Origin of the sequence: Streptomyces griseus subsp. griseus (assembly GCF_000720255.1) — a bacterium.
GTDB classification, from domain to species: domain Bacteria; phylum Actinomycetota; class Actinomycetes; order Streptomycetales; family Streptomycetaceae; genus Streptomyces; species Streptomyces griseus_I.
The window spans coordinates 1-14042 of the sequence record NZ_JOJE01000027.1 but is presented as its reverse complement, the minus strand read 5'-3'; the positions used below and the strand labels follow the sequence as shown (position 1 = coordinate 14042).

Sequence of the window (14042 nt, the reverse complement as noted above, 5' to 3'; positions counted from 1 at the left end):
ACCGGGTGCCAGGCACATGAGGGCGGCGGCTGAGGAACCCGCTGCGGCCGATACCTCGCGCTTGCGCGTTGAGAGGCCGCTCATCTGCCTGACGCATCATCAAGTAAGTCGGCAACTGATCAGAATCGGTCCCGAAACATCACGAAACTGCTGTCCGGGCAGATGCCAGGTCAACGCTGGCACGGCAGCCAGGCTCTTGTGAAAGTGCAGGCAGAGAGCCTTGTCGCGCGAGTGAACCGATGTTCCTTGACATCTTCGAGTTCGACGCGTGCCTGTGTACGGTGAAGACCGCCCTTGACCTGCACAAAGCAGGCAGGGAGCCGTCCTCCAGGAGTCCAACCTTGCTCGTGGGATGGGGTCGTTCTTCAAGGAGTGCGGTTGTTCCAGGCCGACCCGTTGCCCGCACCCGTACACGATTCGGTTCCGGGACGCTCTCGGCAAGCAGCGTGAAGAAGCCGGCTACGACACGCAGGACGATGCGATCGAGCGTCTCACGCAGATCTACGCGGAGAAGAAGACAACGGCACCATCCGTCGCCGAGGTTCGCCGCGAACTCGGTCAGCAGACGATCGTGGAATACGCGAAGCAGTGGCGTCCTCGTCAGCGCAAGATGACGGAGTACTCGACGGGATGGCACGTGGACAGCTCCATCAACGTGCACATCATCCCTCGTCTCGGGTAGCGGAAACTGAACTCGGTTACGCCCATCGTGGTCGAGCGCTTCCTGGACGAGTTGGAGACGGACGGGGTGGGGCGCGGAAACCAGGTGAACATTTTCCGCGTCCTCAAGGCGATCCTCCGGGACGCGTATGGCAAGGGTGCTATGGCGGACGACTCTGTGAGGGGCGTCCAGGAACCGGAATACGTCCGCGAAAAGGTGGTCATCCCGTCCGTCGCCTACGTGAAGAAATGACAGCGACTCCTTGAGGGTCCACGCCTGGTACTCCCCAGAACGGTGAGCAGGACGGCCAAGAGGCTCGCGAGTACGGTGAGGTCGCGCCACTGGCGAAGCTGCCTTTCCGGCTGCTGCATCCGTCCTTTACCGCTGCTCACCCTGGCTGGCCTCTGGCGGCCCAACCGCAGCCTCACCCGCTGCTCCCCACCCACGCGGCGCATGTCTCCTCCCCGGCTCACTCATGCCAAAGACGCGCAACCTCCCGGATTGGCTCCACGGCTCACTTGCCTAGTCTGCGCGTTTCACTTGCTGCCGTGTCCGGAACTTGATCGGAAACACGAAAGTGCCTTGTGAGCTGGGACGATGAGGCTTGCCTAGGGCTTCTGTCACCACAGTAGGAAGGCACTTTCTGCGTGCACATTACCCGCGTCCCAAGCTCGTCGTCTCGGCCGACGGTCACGGAGTGGTCAGCCACGCGGGATCACGCCTGCTGGCCGATCTCGCCGATGCCACCGGTCTGACCAGCTCCTTCGCCAATGCGCTGCACCGGTTGCGGCCGTGCGGCACCTGCTCGCCGACGGCGGCGAGGCAATAGCCGACCTGGCCCTCCTGAGCGACCAGCGCGAGGTATACGGTCCGGTCGCCTCCACCCCCACCGCATGGCGCCGGATCTTCGGCGAACCCTGCGGGCCCGGGCTGGCCATGGAGCTCCACGAGGCCCTGGACCCGCTGGCGCCCCACCTGGCCCTCCGCCGGCCGGGAGGCCATCCTCCTCCGGGGCGCCCGTATCGCTCTCGCCGACGGGCCGTACACGCCTGCCGAACGGGAGACCCTCGCTGCAGTGGGCGCTGCGCTGACGATCTGTGCGGATGATGTGACGCGATTGCTCACGGCGGCGCGGACGCCGTCGTGAGCCCCGGGTGGGCCCGGGCCCCTCGCGCCCTCCCGGCGGGGGATTCATTTCTGCTGCGGGTCGGTGAGGGCTGGTCGCGCACACGCGGCGGTAGCCGCAGATCGAAACAGCCCCGCGCCCCTTCCGGGGCGGCGCGCCGTCCGCCGACTACTCCTCAGGGAGTAATCCGCACCCGCCGTCACCCCCGGCAGTACGCGTCACCTCGCCCTCCCGCCCGACGAAAGCCGTGGTTCTGACCGGAAGTCTGGGGACCGAAGCAGACGTCACCCGGAGGGAGATCGGTCGATGAGGGCCGGAGAGACAACCACGACGAGGACGGGGCGCGGGCGAGCCGTTCCATGGGCGGTGCTCGGGCTGTGGATTGCCGTGCTCGCGCTCGTCGGGCCGTTCGCGGCGAAGCTCGCCGACGTGCAGCACGACAAGGTCACCGACTACCTGCCGGCGAGCGCCGACTCGACGCAAGCGGCGAAGATCGAGGAGAAGTTGCCCGGTGGCGAGACCACCGAGATGGTACTCGTCTACCACCGGGACGGCGGGCTCAGCGCCGCCGACCGGAAGACCGCGGCCGGGCAGGTCGCGGAGATCGCCCGGCAGCACAAGCTGATCGGCGGTACTCCCAAGGGGATTCCGTCCAAGGACGGCACGACCCTGATGTACCCGGTCGCCAGCAACGATCCCGGGGCGGACGAGGAGAAGCAGGACAAGCTCGTCACCGACGTCCGCGAAGTCGCCCAGGGCGAAGGCGGGTTGAGCGTCGATGTGGGCGGCACCGGCGCGCTGGGCACCGACTCCGGCGCGGTCTACGACTCGCTCGGCGGACCGCTGCTCTACACCACCGTCGCCGTCGTCGCCATACTGCTGATCCTGATCTACCGCAGCCCCGTGCTGTGGCTCGTGCCCCTCGTCGTCGCCGGGATCGCCGACTACATGTCGATGGGCGTCGCCTACGGCCTCAACCAGGCCTTCGGGACGACCGTCTCGGGGCAGAGTTCGGGTGTGATGACAATCCTTGTGTTCGGGGCGGGCACGGACTACGCGCTGCTGCTCATCTCGCGCTACCGGGAGGAGCTGCGGCGCATCGAGCGACCGTACGAGGCCATGGTCGCCGCCCTGCGCGGCTGCGGGCCCGCCGTGCTCGCCTCCTCCGGCACCGTCGCCGCCGGACTGCTGTGCCTGCTCGCCGCCGACCTCAACAGCAGCCGGGGCATGGGCCCGCTCGGCGCCGTCGGAGTGCTGTGCGCGCTGATCGCGATGATGACCCTGCTCCCCGCCGTCCTCGTACTAGTCGGACGGCGGGTGTTCTGGCCGCTCGTGCCCGCCTTCGGGAGCACGCCCAAGCAGCGGCGCAGCCTGTTCTCGGCGATGGGCAGCTCCGCCGGACGCAGGCCGCTGACCGTACTCGCGAGCGGTGCCGTACTGCTCGGCGCCCTCGCCCTCGGCTCGTTCAACCTGCCGGGAGCGCTCAAGCAGGAGGACTCCTTCGTCAAGAAGCCGGAGTCCGTCGTCGCGATGGAGACCCTCGCCAAGTCCTTTCCCGACAGCGGCAGCCAGCCCATCGACGTGATCACCCCGCAGGGGCGCGCCGACGAGACCCTCGCGACAGTCCGCGGCACACCGGGCGTCGGCAGCGCGGAGAAGGGGCGTACGGGAGACGGCTGGACCGAGATCTCCGTCTTCGCCAAGAGCGCACCCCAGTCGGCGGGGGAGACCACCACCATCAAGTCCCTGCGGAACGAACTGAAGGGCTCTTACGTCGGCGGGGACAGCGCCCAGCAGATCGACCTGGAGGACACCAACGCCCGGGACACGAAGATCGTCGTACCACTCGTCCTCGTCTTCGTGATGCTCATCCTGATCGGGCTGCTGCGGAGCCTGGTCGCCCCGCTGCTCCTGGTGGTCGCGGTCGTCGCGGTGTGGGGCGCCTCCCTCGGGATCGGCGGACTGGTCTTCGAACCGCTCCTCGGCCTCAAGGGCACCGATCCGGGGCTAGGACTGCTGTCCTTCGTGTTCCTGGTCGCCCTCGGCGTCGACTACGGCATCTTCCTCATGCACCGGATGAGGGAGGAGTCCCTGGCGGGAGCGGAACCGGCCACGGCGGCACTGACCGCGCTGCGCACCACCGGCGGCGTCATCGCCTCCGCCGGACTCGTCCTCGCCGCGACCTTCGCCGTGCTGACGAACATGGGCCTGGTGCAGCTGGTCCAGCTCGGCTTCGTGATCGCCGTCGGCGTCCTGCTCGACACCTTCCTCGTGCGGACGTATCTGGTGACCAGTGCCAGCGTCGCCCTGGGCCGGAAGGTGTGGTGGCCGGGCGGGCTCTCACGGCAGCCCGGGTCGGCCGAACCAGCCGGGTCGAGCGGAAGGGGCGGACCGACCGAGCCGCCCCGGCAGCCGGAAACCGTCAGTGCACCCTGAGCACGCAGACCGAAGGCCTCGATCGAACGCTCTGACCGAGCACGCTGACCGTGCGCCTTGATCCGGCGGGCCCGCCTGGGCGCCTCTCCTTGAAGAGGGGCGCCCAGGCCCCCGCACGACTACCGGAAGATGGAGCCGTGGAAGAACGGGGAACGACCACAGGGGTACGCGACCGGTCGGCGGCGGAGACGGCGGACGGTGGCGGCGGGCGGTCCCGTCGCGTCGAGCGCATCATGTCCGCCATCAACCGCGAACCGCTGACCGCACCGCACCGCACCCGCAACGACGCGGTCCTCGCCCTGTGCGTCGCCGTGCTCGCCGTAGCCATCACCCTGACGGGCGGCGAAGGGACCCGGCCCGACCATCTCAGCTGGATGCTGCTGCTCGCCGGGCACGTGCCCCTCGTATGGCGGCGGCGCAGTCCGTTGGTGGCCCTGCTCGGGGTGGTGGCCTGCATGGCTCCGTACTACGCCTTCGACTACAACCCTGCCTTGCCCGCCCCCGCGATCGTCCTGGCGCTCTACACCGTGGCGGCGACCGGCACCGTACGCCGCACGCTGCTCACCGGTGTCGCCGTCCTCGGCCCGACACTGATCAGCAACGGCCTCAGCAACTCGGAGGGGGCGCTGGAGTCCCTGGAGATCTCCGGCTGGATCATCGCGGTCCTGTTCGTCGGTATCGACGTCCGCTACTACCGCTTGTACGTCGCCTCCATCGTCGAGCGGGCCGAACGGGCGGAGCGCACCCGGGAGGAGGAGGCCAGGCGCCGCGTCGCCGAGGAACGGCTGCGGATGGCTCGTGACCTCCACGACCTGCTCGCCCACAGCATCACGCTCATCGGCGTGCAGACGTCCGTGGCGGCCCACGTCCTCACCGCCGACCCCGAGCGCCTCGACCGCAAGGCCGTCGCGCAGGCGCTGGACGACATCGCGGGGACCTGCCGGATCGCCCGGGGGGAACTGCGTACGACGCTGGAGGTGCTGCGGGCGGATGACACGGTCGTGGGAGTGGGCGCGGATCCGGGGCCCGGTTCCGTGTCCGGTTCTGTTTCCGGGGCCGAGGACATGCGGGGGCCGCTGCCCGGGATCGACGGACTGGCCGATCTCGCGGAGACCGGCCGGGTGGCCGGGGCCAAGGTCGAACTGTCCGTCCGCGCGGACGACATCCCACCCTCCGTGGGCGCCGCCGCGTACCGGATCGTGCAGGAGGCGCTCACCAACGCCGTACGTCACGGCGGCCGCGAGGACCTCACCGTGAGAGTGGGTCTGTGGACCGCGGACGGCGCACTGCGGGTGAGTGTCAGGGACGACGGGACGGGCGGGGACGACGGCTCGGGCGGCGGAGCGGGCCCGTCCGACGGCACGCCGGGGTTCGGGCTCATCGGAATGCGGGAGCGGGCCCGTAGCGTGGGCGGCACACTGGACGCCGGCCCGGGGCCCGCCGAGGGCTTCGAGGTGACCGCCACACTGCCGCTGTCCCAGGAGGACGAGGTTCGATGACCATCCGCGTACTGCTGGCCGACGATCAGAACCTCGTACGAGCCTCCTTCGCGATGCTCGTCTCGTCGGCAGGCGACATGGAGGTCGTCGCCGAGGCGGGCACCGGGCGGGAGGCCGTGGCGCTGGCCCGGTCGGCGCGGGCCGATCTCATCGTGATGGACATCCGTATGCCCGACCTCGACGGGATCGAGGCGACCCGGCTCATCGCCGCCGACGAGGATCTCGCGGGGGTGAAGGTGCTCGTCCTGACGACGTACGAGACCGACGAGAACATCGTCGAGGCACTGCGGGCCGGGGCGTCCGGCTTCCTCGTGAAGGACATCAGGCCGACCGAACTCCTCGACGCCATCCGGACGGTGGCCGCGGGGGAGTCCCTCCTCTCGCCCGGTCCCACCTCGCGGCTGATCGCCCGCTTTCTGCGCGCGCCGAACACCGGGACGACATCCGCGGTGGGCGGGCCGAGCGGGCTGTCCGAACGGGAACGGCAGGTGCTCGCGCTGGTCGCGCGCGGTCTCAACAACTCCGAGATCGCCGACGCGTTGGGACTCAGCCCGCTGACCGCGAAGACCCATGTCAGCCGGATCATGGGCAAGTTGGGGGCGCGGGACCGGGCACAGCTGGTGATCGTGGCGTACGAGTCGGGGCTTGTGATACCTGGGACTGTCTGAGTTCGGGCCGGCATCGGGGCGGGTTCAGGTTGCGTTCCGGGGGTCGGTTGTACGGTCCCTCAACTCCCCGTGGTTGCACGGGCATTGCTCTGTCCCTCGGTGCGCACCAGTCTGCGCGTTTCGCTTATGGGGGTGTCCGAAGTCTTGAGCGGAAAAGCGAAAGTTGCCTTCTGAGCTGGGAAGATGAGGCTTGTCGAAGGTCTCTGTCATCGCAGCAGGAAGGCACTTTCTGCGTGCACCCTACCCAGTCGCGTCCCAAGCTCGTCGTGTCGGCCGATGGCCACGGGGTGGTCAGCCACGCCGGATCCCGCTTGCTGGCCGATCTTTCCAATGTCACCAGCCTGACCAGCGCCTTCACGGACGCACTGCGTCCACTGCGACCGCGTGGCACCGGGCACGACCCCGGCCGGATCGCGGTAGATCTCGCGATCATGCTCGCCGACGGCGGCGAGGTGATAGCGGACCTGGCCCTGCTGCGCGACCAGGCCGAGGTTTTCGGCCCTGTCGCCTCCACTCCGACCGCCTGGCCGGCATCGATTCGGCTGCACTCGCGCGCCTGCGCTCGGCCAGAGCCACCGCCCGGGATGTCGCCTGGCTGCAAGCCGCCGAGACCACGGCAGGGATACCCGCTGCCCGCGCGGGTCGACGCGACCTGCCCCGTCGTGTCCTGGACCTCGACGCCACCCTGGTCACCTCCCACTCCGAGAAGGAGCAGGCAGCGGCGGCCTACAAGCGCGGCTTCGGCTACCACCCGCTGCTGTGCTCCCTGGACAACACCGGCGGAGCCCTGGCCGGAGTTCTTACTGATCGTTGGAAAATGAGGTCGCGGTGTCGGCTGGTGATCTGCGGCGATCCGAGAGGGAGGGCAGACAGTCGGGAGTGTTCGGTCCGCGTTCGTCCCGGCTCACGCAACCTGCGCAAGCGCTGGGCAGTCCTACCGGATGCCGAGATCGGTACAACGGTCTTGCCGATGTGCGGGCGCATGGGCAGAAAACAGGCGTCCGAACGCTTGACTGAGGAGAGGGATGGCGAATCTGAACACGCAGACGACCTGGATTGACGCACGTGAAAGACTGCCGCGGGACGGTGTACCGGTGGCAGCGGCGATCACGGGCCGGTACCCAGCTGACAGCGCTGAGTCCGAGAACGCGGTGGAGGAGGCGTTCTGGCTGGTAAGGCCGATGTACTTCACGACTCGGCACTTCAGTGAGGACGGAACGGAACACAGGGACTGCTTCGTCGACTCTGACGGATATGTCCGTCTGCCCTACGGTCTTGCCGACGATGACACGGTGACTCACTGGGCTGAGCTGCCCACCCTGCCGGGCAGGACGACACACCTCGTTCTCGGGGAAGACGTGCAGCCGGCGCTCCAGGATGCGTGGCGTGCTCGCCCTGGCACCTGACACACATCCTGTTTCGGCACTTACTGATCATTTCAGGATGAAGTTCGGATTCGTCGCAAGCAGATGATGCTGCAGGCGAGTTCGAGTAGGCCCTGATGGAGGTCAGCGCGTCGCTCGTAACGGATGCGGAGTCGCTTGAACTGATGCAGCCAGGCGAAGGCGCGCTCTACCACCCAACGCACCTTCCCCAGCCCGGAACCGTGGGCGACGCCGCGTCGGGCGATCAGCGGTTTGATGCCACGCTTCCACAGCAGGCGACGGTACTTGTCGAAGTCGTAGCCGCGGTCGGCGTACGGGCGCCGGGGCTTGCGGCGCGGGCGCCCATGCAAACTCCGGATCGGCGGGACGGCGTCCAGTAGCGGCAGCAACTGGGTGACGTCGTGGCGGTTGCCGCCGGTGAGCGTAACGGCGAGCGGGGTCCCGCGGCGGTCGACGATGAGGTGGTGCTTGGAGCCGGGGCGGGCGCGGTCGACGGGCGAGGGACCGACGTGGTCCCCCCTTTGAGAGCCCGGACCTGCGAGCCGTCGACGGCGCAGTCGTCCAGGTCCAGCGAGTCCGTGCGGCGCAGTTCGGTCAGCAGGGCGGAGTGCAGGCGTGGCCAGACGCCGGCCTCGGTCCAGTCCCGCAGCCGACGCCAGGCCGTGACTCCGGAGCAGCCTACGGTCTCGGCCGGCACGTCGCGCCAGGCAACGCCGGTCCTCAACACGTACATGATTCCGGCGAGGGCTGCTCTGTCCGGAACGCGCAGTCGTCCGGGAGCGGGTGGCAGCAGCGGCGCCACCCGCTCCCACAGGTCGTCCGGAACGAGATCAGCACGCACCCGGATACCCTGCCGACCAAGATCGCCGAGCGCAAGGCCAGCGACTCAACTCATTCTGAAACGATCAGTTGGGCCCGGCAACGCCGGTGCCAACACCGCCGCCGTTCGCGCGATGGTCGCCTCGCGTTCGAAGCGGGCGCGGGTGTGCGGGTCCGTGCGGTCGGGCCGGATCACCTTCACGGCGACCGGTTCCCCGGCGACCGAGTAGGCGAGGTACACCTCCCCCATCCCGCCCGCGCCGAGCCGCCGCTCGACGAGGAACGGGCCGAAACGTGACGGCAGAGACGCGCCGCTCACAGCACACCCCCCTGACTCCCGCAGCGAAAGCACACCGTCGCTCGGCGCATGCCCCCCTCCGCCGTTGAAGAAGCAAAGCACGAGGGGCATGGACACCGACGGAAGTGATCACATCGGACCAGGACCAGCTGCAAGGATCTTGTCCGGAAGCTGGCTACGGATGCAGGGAATGTCGCCCTACTCGGTCCACATTCGGCATCAGGGCCAACAGACCTGTGCGTGTCTGTCCTGGGAGCAGGTCCGGAGGACGAAGCAGGCTCAAAGTGGCTTCGTTCATTTCAAATAGCAGCGAATCTGTCCGTTCGGGCAGCAGTTGGTGATCTTGAGCTCATGGTCGTTCGCGAGAAATAGCAGCAGCATGGCGGCCTGCGCTCGTGAGGGCGGGGACGTGGCACTGACATGTGGGGATCAGTCGGTCTTGTCAGCGGGCCGGTGGGGTGAGGGTGGTGCGGTCGAACGGGCCACCATGTGAGGCGGCGTACGTGACGGCCTCGTTGACGGCGTTGAGGCCGAACGACCGGACCCGTTCGGTGGCGAGGTCCAGGGTGCCCGAGGCGAGGAGCCGGATGATGCCGACGTTCGCTGTACGCGGGTACATCCACTGGCCGCGCACGGTGATCGAGTTGCGCATGATCCATGGGTACGGGAGGGCGAGGTCGTCGCCGCCGAGCATGCCGACGCCGCCCATGAGAACGACGCGGCCGTATTCGCGCACGGTCATGGCTGCCGTGCGCGCTGCCGAGCTGGGTGCGCTCGGGGGTAGCAGGTCGATCACCATGTCGATCGGGCCGTCGGCCGCCGCGGACATCGCCGCGCGGTCGCCGGCCTCGTCCCCGGCGAGCGGAACCGGGCGCACGAGCGGACCGAACCGATCGGCGAGGAGGTCGAGCGCGGCCTGGTTGCGGCCTGGGGCGACCACGCGGCCCGCCCCCATGGCAAGCGCCACCGCAACCGCACTGCTGCCGAGGTTGCCGGTGGCCCCGCTGACGAGCAGCGTCTCACCGGCTGCGAGCCCGCCGGCCAGCAGCCCGCCGTAAGGGATGACGTGCACGCCGAGCGCGGCCCAGCGGGCCGGGTCGTCCCCCGCCGCTGCGGGGAGCGGGAAGACGTTCTCCGTCGGGACCCGCATGAGCTCGGCGAACGACCCGTCGTGCAGGTACCGGGCGAGGCGCGCGCCGCCCTCGCCGCGGGAACTCCAGCCCTGGAGCGTGATGTCGGGCGTCAGGGCGTCATCCCGCGAGCGCACCGTCGAGTCGCACCACACCAGGTCGCCGGGGCGCAGCCGGGTGGCGTCGGGGCCCACGTGGACGACCCGTCCCACGCCGCCGATCCCAGGCACGACGGGAGGGACCAGGGGGTAGTTCCGCTCGCCGCTGAAGACCTCCGCCGCGTAAGGCGCCACGCAGGCGGCGAGGACCTCGACCACCACCTCGCCGCCGCCGGCCTCGGGGTCGGGAACCTCCCGCACCGTGAGCGGGGCACCGAACTGCGTCAGAACTGCTGCTCGCACCTGATGACCTCCGTGTTCGTCCGTGTTCGTCGGGATCGACACTAGGAACCCGGCGGGCATGCGGGAAGCGACGATCAAGCATCTGTGGTATGCGTATCTCGCATGGACATCTCCAGCACAGGCCTCCGGGTCCTGCGGCAGATCGCCGAGTCCGGCAGCTTCACCGCAGCAGCCACCCGGCTCGGCTACACACAGTCGGCGGTCTCACGCCAGGCCGCCGCCCTCGAACGAAGCGCGGGCACCGCCCTATTCGAACGCCGCCCTGACGGAGTGCGGCTCACCCCCGCGGGTCTGACTCTGTTGCGCCACGCTCGCACGATCCTGGACTGTCTGACGGCGGCCGAGCGCGACCTCACCGGTACCGTCTCGCGTACCGAACTGGTGCGGCTCGGACTGTTCCTGAGCGCGGGCGCGGCCATCCTGCCTCTCTCACTCACCCGCCTCGCGGCGACCGACCCGCAGATCACGGTCACGACTACCGAGGGCACCACGCCCTCCCTGGTCCGGGCACTGCGCGCGGGCTCGATCGACCTTGCCGTGCTGACGTCCCGCCCGCCCCACCGGCCTTTGGACGGCGAGTCGCCGCGCCTGCACGTCGAGACCGTTATGGATACCGAACTTGTCGTGGCGGTGCCTTCGACCGGAGAATTCGCCGGCCGCACCGCGGTGCACGTCGACGAATTGATCGACGTCCCGTGGATTGCCGCCCCGGCGTCGAACGCCGAGCCACTGCTCGGCGTCTGGCCTGGCCTGCCCGGACGGCCGGACATCGTCCACTGCGCGCGCGACTGGCTGACGAAGCTTCAGCTGGTCGCCGGTGGCTTCGGGGTGACAACGGTGCCCTCGCGGCTCTCGCCCGTGCTGCCGCCCGGGGTGAGCCTGCTGCACGTCGAAGGCGCACCTCCCGAGATCCGCCGGGTTCTCGTGGCGCGGCTCCCCGGCCGCCCCACCCCGGCGATCACGGCCGTCACCCGAGCAATTGCCTCGACCACCTGATACGTGCCGCCGGCCGTCAGATTCGGCGCCGTAGCCCGCCGAGGGCGCGCACCATCACGTGTACCTCGGCATTAGCCTCCGCGTTTCACTTGCGGTGGCGTCCGGATCTTGATCGGAAACGCGAAAGTGCCTCCTGAGCTGGGATGATGAGGCTTGTCCAGGGCTTCTGTCACCACAGCGAGAAGGCACTTCTGCGTGCACACCACCGGGTCGCGTCCCAAGCTTGTCGTCTCGGCCGACGGCCGCGGGGTGGTCAGCCATGCTGGATCCCGCCTGCTGGCCGATCTCGCCGATGGCATCGGCCTGACCGGCGCGTTCACGGACGGGCTGCGCAGGCTGCGACCGCGCGGTACCGGGCACTACCCCGGGCGGATCGCGGTCGATCTGGCGGTGATGCTCGCCGACGGTGGCGAAGCAATAGCGGACCTGGCCCTGCTGCGGGACCAGATAGAGGTTTTCGGCCCGGTCGCCTCCACAGGACCGCCTGGCGCCTACTCGCGGACATCGGTCCGGCCGCACTCACTCGCCTGCGCTCGGCGAGAACCGTCGCCCGGGAGATCGCCTGGCTCCAGGCCGCCGAGACCATCGGCGGCATACCCGCAGCCCACGCCGGTGGCCGCGACCTGCCGAGCCTGGTCCTGGACCTCGACGCCACCCTCGTCACCTGCCACTCGGAGAAGGAACAGGCAGCGCCGACCTACAAACGCGGCTACGGCTACCACCCGCTGCTGTGCTTCCTGGACAACACCGGCGAAGCCCTGGCCGGGGTACTGCGGCCGGGCAATGTCGGCGCCAACACCGCCGCCGACCACATCGCAGTCCTGGACGCTGCCTTGGCCCAGATCCCCGACGCCCACCGCCACGGCACCGACATCCTCATCCGCGCCCCGTCGCCCGCCGCCGTCCCAGATGTGACCACTGCCTCTCCGGCCGCTCCGCGGAGATGCCGCTGATCGTGTCGTACAAGAGCGGCTCGAGCGGGCGGGCCGACATCAAGAGGGCTCTGATGCGGCCGGCGCCGAGGTCGGGCACCTGCTGCCGTGGCCCCGGCGCACGGGTGCCGGGGCCAACGGCAGCAGGGCCAGGTCAGGCACCGCACGGCTCGGGCCTGGGCAGAGTTCGGTAGGTCGCCGATCCGTGGTTCGCAGAGTTCTGTGGTCTTCTCATGGGGCTGTTCAGCCGCGGATGACCCTCATCCCTCCTGCTCAACAGCAGGCAGTGGAGGAGGAGGCGGAGGGCAGGTCAGGACGGAACGATCTGCCATTGCTGCCGCGTTTGTGACGTGTACGGCTGCTGCTCGATGTTGGCTCCGTCGGCGATGCTGCCCTCGTCCACGCCGAGGCAGAGCCCGCTGTAGCGGTTGATGAGGAAGTAGTGTCCGTCACCGGTGGGCGTGACGGCCCAGTGCTGCTGGGGGACGTCGGAGTCCGCGTAGATGGCCACATTGCCGCCGTCGTCGCGGGAGAGCCCGGCCACTTCCATGAGCTTGGCGCTGCTGACGCCCTTGATCTCGTAGTAGCCGTCGCCGGTGGAGGCGAAGGTCCACTTCTGGTTGTTCCGGTTCAGCCAGGGCCACTGGAGGATGTTGGTGCCGTTGGCGGTTCCGTTCCCGCTGACGTCGGCGACCTTGCCGCTGTTGCGGTTGACCAGCCGGTACACGGTGCCGTCGCCCGGCAGGACCCTGGAGGCAAGGGCAGGCTTGGCCGTCCGGCCGCCGATCCGGATGCCGCCGACGTTGGCGTAGCCGCCGGTGGCCGCGTTCGCCTGGATCCGCACGAAGCCCACGTTCCGGGCCGGCCACTCGACCACCTTGGTCTTGCGATTCCCGGCCCAGGTGCCGGTGGCGACCTGGGTGAAGGTCGTCCCGTCGGTGCTGGTGGAGATGGTGTACGAGGTGATGTCGCCGTCGGTGGAGTCGTTGCGGTTCCACTGCTTGGGCAGGTACTCCAGGGTGGAGACATTGCTCCACACACCACCCAGGTCGATCGTGAGCGAGTTGGGCAGGGGCGAGGAGAGTCCCCAGGTCGACCAGCAGGTCTCGTAGCGGACGTCGCTCAGTCCGTCGATGGCGTTGAGCGGTCCCTCGCCGGTGCGGAAGGCGGTCGCGTACGCGTTGACCGGGGTGACGGGGTGCTCGGCGCGCAGCGGCTGGGTGGGCAGCGGTGGCCTGGAGGTGTTCGGGCTCCAGGCGGCACCTACTTCGGCGAGCCGGTTGACGATGTTGGTGTCCAGCAGGCCGTTGCGGTTGGGCGGGCAGTTGAGGATGAACGAGGTGTACTTCGGCTCCAGGTCGGCCAGGTGCGACAGGACCGCGGCTTTGCTCATGAGGCTCTCGGTCGGGGTGGAGGGGTGCCAGAACCAGCCGTTGCTGATGGTCTGCCCCTGCATTCCGGCGTAGGTGTTGCCGACTGGCGCCGTGACCCCCAACGGTTCCTCGAAGAAGATCGCGTCGCTGAGGAAGGGCTCCGACAGCCCACCGATGTCGATCATGACGCAGTCCGGCTGCAGTTGCTTCACCAGCGAACGGATCCTCTGGTAGGAGACGGCCTGCTGTCCCATCTGCCATGCGTAGCCGTCGGTCATGAACATGTCGATGGTGCCGTAGTTGGTGAGCAGCTCGGTG

General features: G+C 68.9%; 11 protein-coding genes and 4 pseudogenes. 11 read left to right on the top strand and 4 right to left on the bottom strand.

Annotated features, from left to right (window positions below; all coding sequences use genetic code 11):
• Positions 1-352: 352 nt before the first annotated feature.
• The 9 genes and pseudogenes from IG99_RS50575 (at position 353) to IG99_RS29545 (ending at position 7796) form a co-directional block, all read left to right on the top strand.
• On the top strand, positions 353-682 hold the full coding sequence (locus IG99_RS50575) for a hypothetical protein (RefSeq protein ID WP_234312004.1): 330 nt from the start codon (positions 353-355) through the stop codon (positions 680-682).
• 27 nt (positions 683-709) lie between these two features.
• Entirely contained in the window at positions 710-913 is a 204-nt protein-coding gene (locus tag IG99_RS50570) for a hypothetical protein (protein WP_234312003.1), read from the top strand.
• A gap of 352 nt (positions 914-1265) precedes the next feature.
• A pseudogene (locus IG99_RS50565) lies at positions 1266-1561 on the top strand (IS1380 family transposase); the annotation flags it as partial.
• Positions 1562-1808: pseudogene (locus tag IG99_RS46150) on the top strand (TerB family tellurite resistance protein); the annotation flags it as partial.
• Between the two features lie 285 nt (positions 1809-2093).
• The gene (locus tag IG99_RS29560) at positions 2094-4223 is read left to right on the top strand and encodes an MMPL family transporter (RefSeq protein WP_051866041.1); all 2130 of its coding nucleotides are present in this window, start codon (positions 2094-2096) and stop codon (positions 4221-4223) included.
• A gap of 137 nt (positions 4224-4360) precedes the next feature.
• A complete protein-coding gene (locus tag IG99_RS29555) occupies positions 4361-5722 on the top strand; it encodes a sensor histidine kinase (protein ID WP_037679145.1) in 1362 nt (453 codons plus the stop codon).
• On the top strand, positions 5719-6390 hold the full coding sequence (locus IG99_RS29550) for a response regulator (protein ID WP_037679144.1): 672 nt from the start codon (positions 5719-5721) through the stop codon (positions 6388-6390). Before IG99_RS29555 ends, IG99_RS29550 begins: the two co-directional genes overlap by 4 nt.
• 203 nt (positions 6391-6593) lie before the next feature.
• Positions 6594-7198: pseudogene (locus IG99_RS46145) on the top strand (transposase); the annotation flags it as partial.
• Between the two features lie 217 nt (positions 7199-7415).
• The gene (locus tag IG99_RS29545; RefSeq protein ID WP_037679142.1) at positions 7416-7796 is read left to right on the top strand and encodes an AQJ64_40280 family protein; all 381 of its coding nucleotides are present in this window, start codon (positions 7416-7418) and stop codon (positions 7794-7796) included.
• Between the two features lie 32 nt (positions 7797-7828).
• Here the strand turns inward: IG99_RS29545 and IG99_RS29540 are convergent.
• The 3 genes from IG99_RS29540 to IG99_RS29530 form a co-directional block, all read right to left on the bottom strand.
• Positions 7829-8616 (bottom strand): IS5 family transposase gene (locus IG99_RS29540; RefSeq protein ID WP_199815627.1). Its coding sequence is split into 2 segments (ribosomal slippage): positions 7829-8298 and positions 8298-8616, totalling 789 coding nucleotides; the frame shifts between segments, so codons are not numbered across the junction.
• Between the two features lie 45 nt (positions 8617-8661).
• Complete coding sequence (locus tag IG99_RS29535) at positions 8662-8913, bottom strand: protein kinase family protein (RefSeq protein ID WP_037679140.1); 252 nt, start codon at positions 8911-8913, stop codon at positions 8662-8664.
• A 421-nt stretch (positions 8914-9334) separates the two neighbouring features.
• The gene (locus IG99_RS29530) at positions 9335-10423 is read right to left on the bottom strand and encodes an alcohol dehydrogenase catalytic domain-containing protein (RefSeq protein WP_078947986.1); all 1089 of its coding nucleotides are present in this window, start codon (positions 10421-10423) and stop codon (positions 9335-9337) included.
• Positions 10424-10525: 102 nt separating this feature from the next.
• Here IG99_RS29530 and IG99_RS29525 point away from each other — a divergent pair, with 102 nt between their 5' ends.
• Positions 10526-11419, top strand: a complete 894-nt coding sequence (locus tag IG99_RS29525) for a LysR family transcriptional regulator (protein ID WP_037679139.1) — start codon at positions 10526-10528, stop codon at positions 11417-11419.
• 195 nt (positions 11420-11614) lie between these two features.
• Positions 11615-12312, top strand: a pseudogene (locus IG99_RS46140) (transposase); the annotation flags it as partial.
• A gap of 349 nt (positions 12313-12661) precedes the next feature.
• Here IG99_RS46140 and IG99_RS29515 read toward each other — a convergent pair.
• The coding region (locus IG99_RS29515) for an RICIN domain-containing protein (RefSeq protein WP_037679135.1) at positions 12662-14042 on the bottom strand (1381 nt) is incomplete at its 5' end.

Excerpts from the sequence above, each read along its gene's own strand:
- IG99_RS50575 (WP_234312004.1), top strand. The coding sequence starts at position 353 with ATGGGGTCGTTCTTCAAGGAGTGCGGTTGTTCCAGGCCGACCCGTTGC.
- IG99_RS29545 (WP_037679142.1), top strand. The coding sequence starts at position 7,416 with ATGGCGAATCTGAACACGCAGACGACCTGGATTGACGCACGTGAAAGA.
- IG99_RS29560 (WP_051866041.1), top strand. The coding sequence starts at position 2,094 with ATGAGGGCCGGAGAGACAACCACGACGAGGACGGGGCGCGGGCGAGCC.
- IG99_RS29550 (WP_037679144.1), top strand. The coding sequence starts at position 5,719 with ATGACCATCCGCGTACTGCTGGCCGACGATCAGAACCTCGTACGAGCC.
- IG99_RS29525 (WP_037679139.1), top strand. The coding sequence starts at position 10,526 with ATGGACATCTCCAGCACAGGCCTCCGGGTCCTGCGGCAGATCGCCGAG.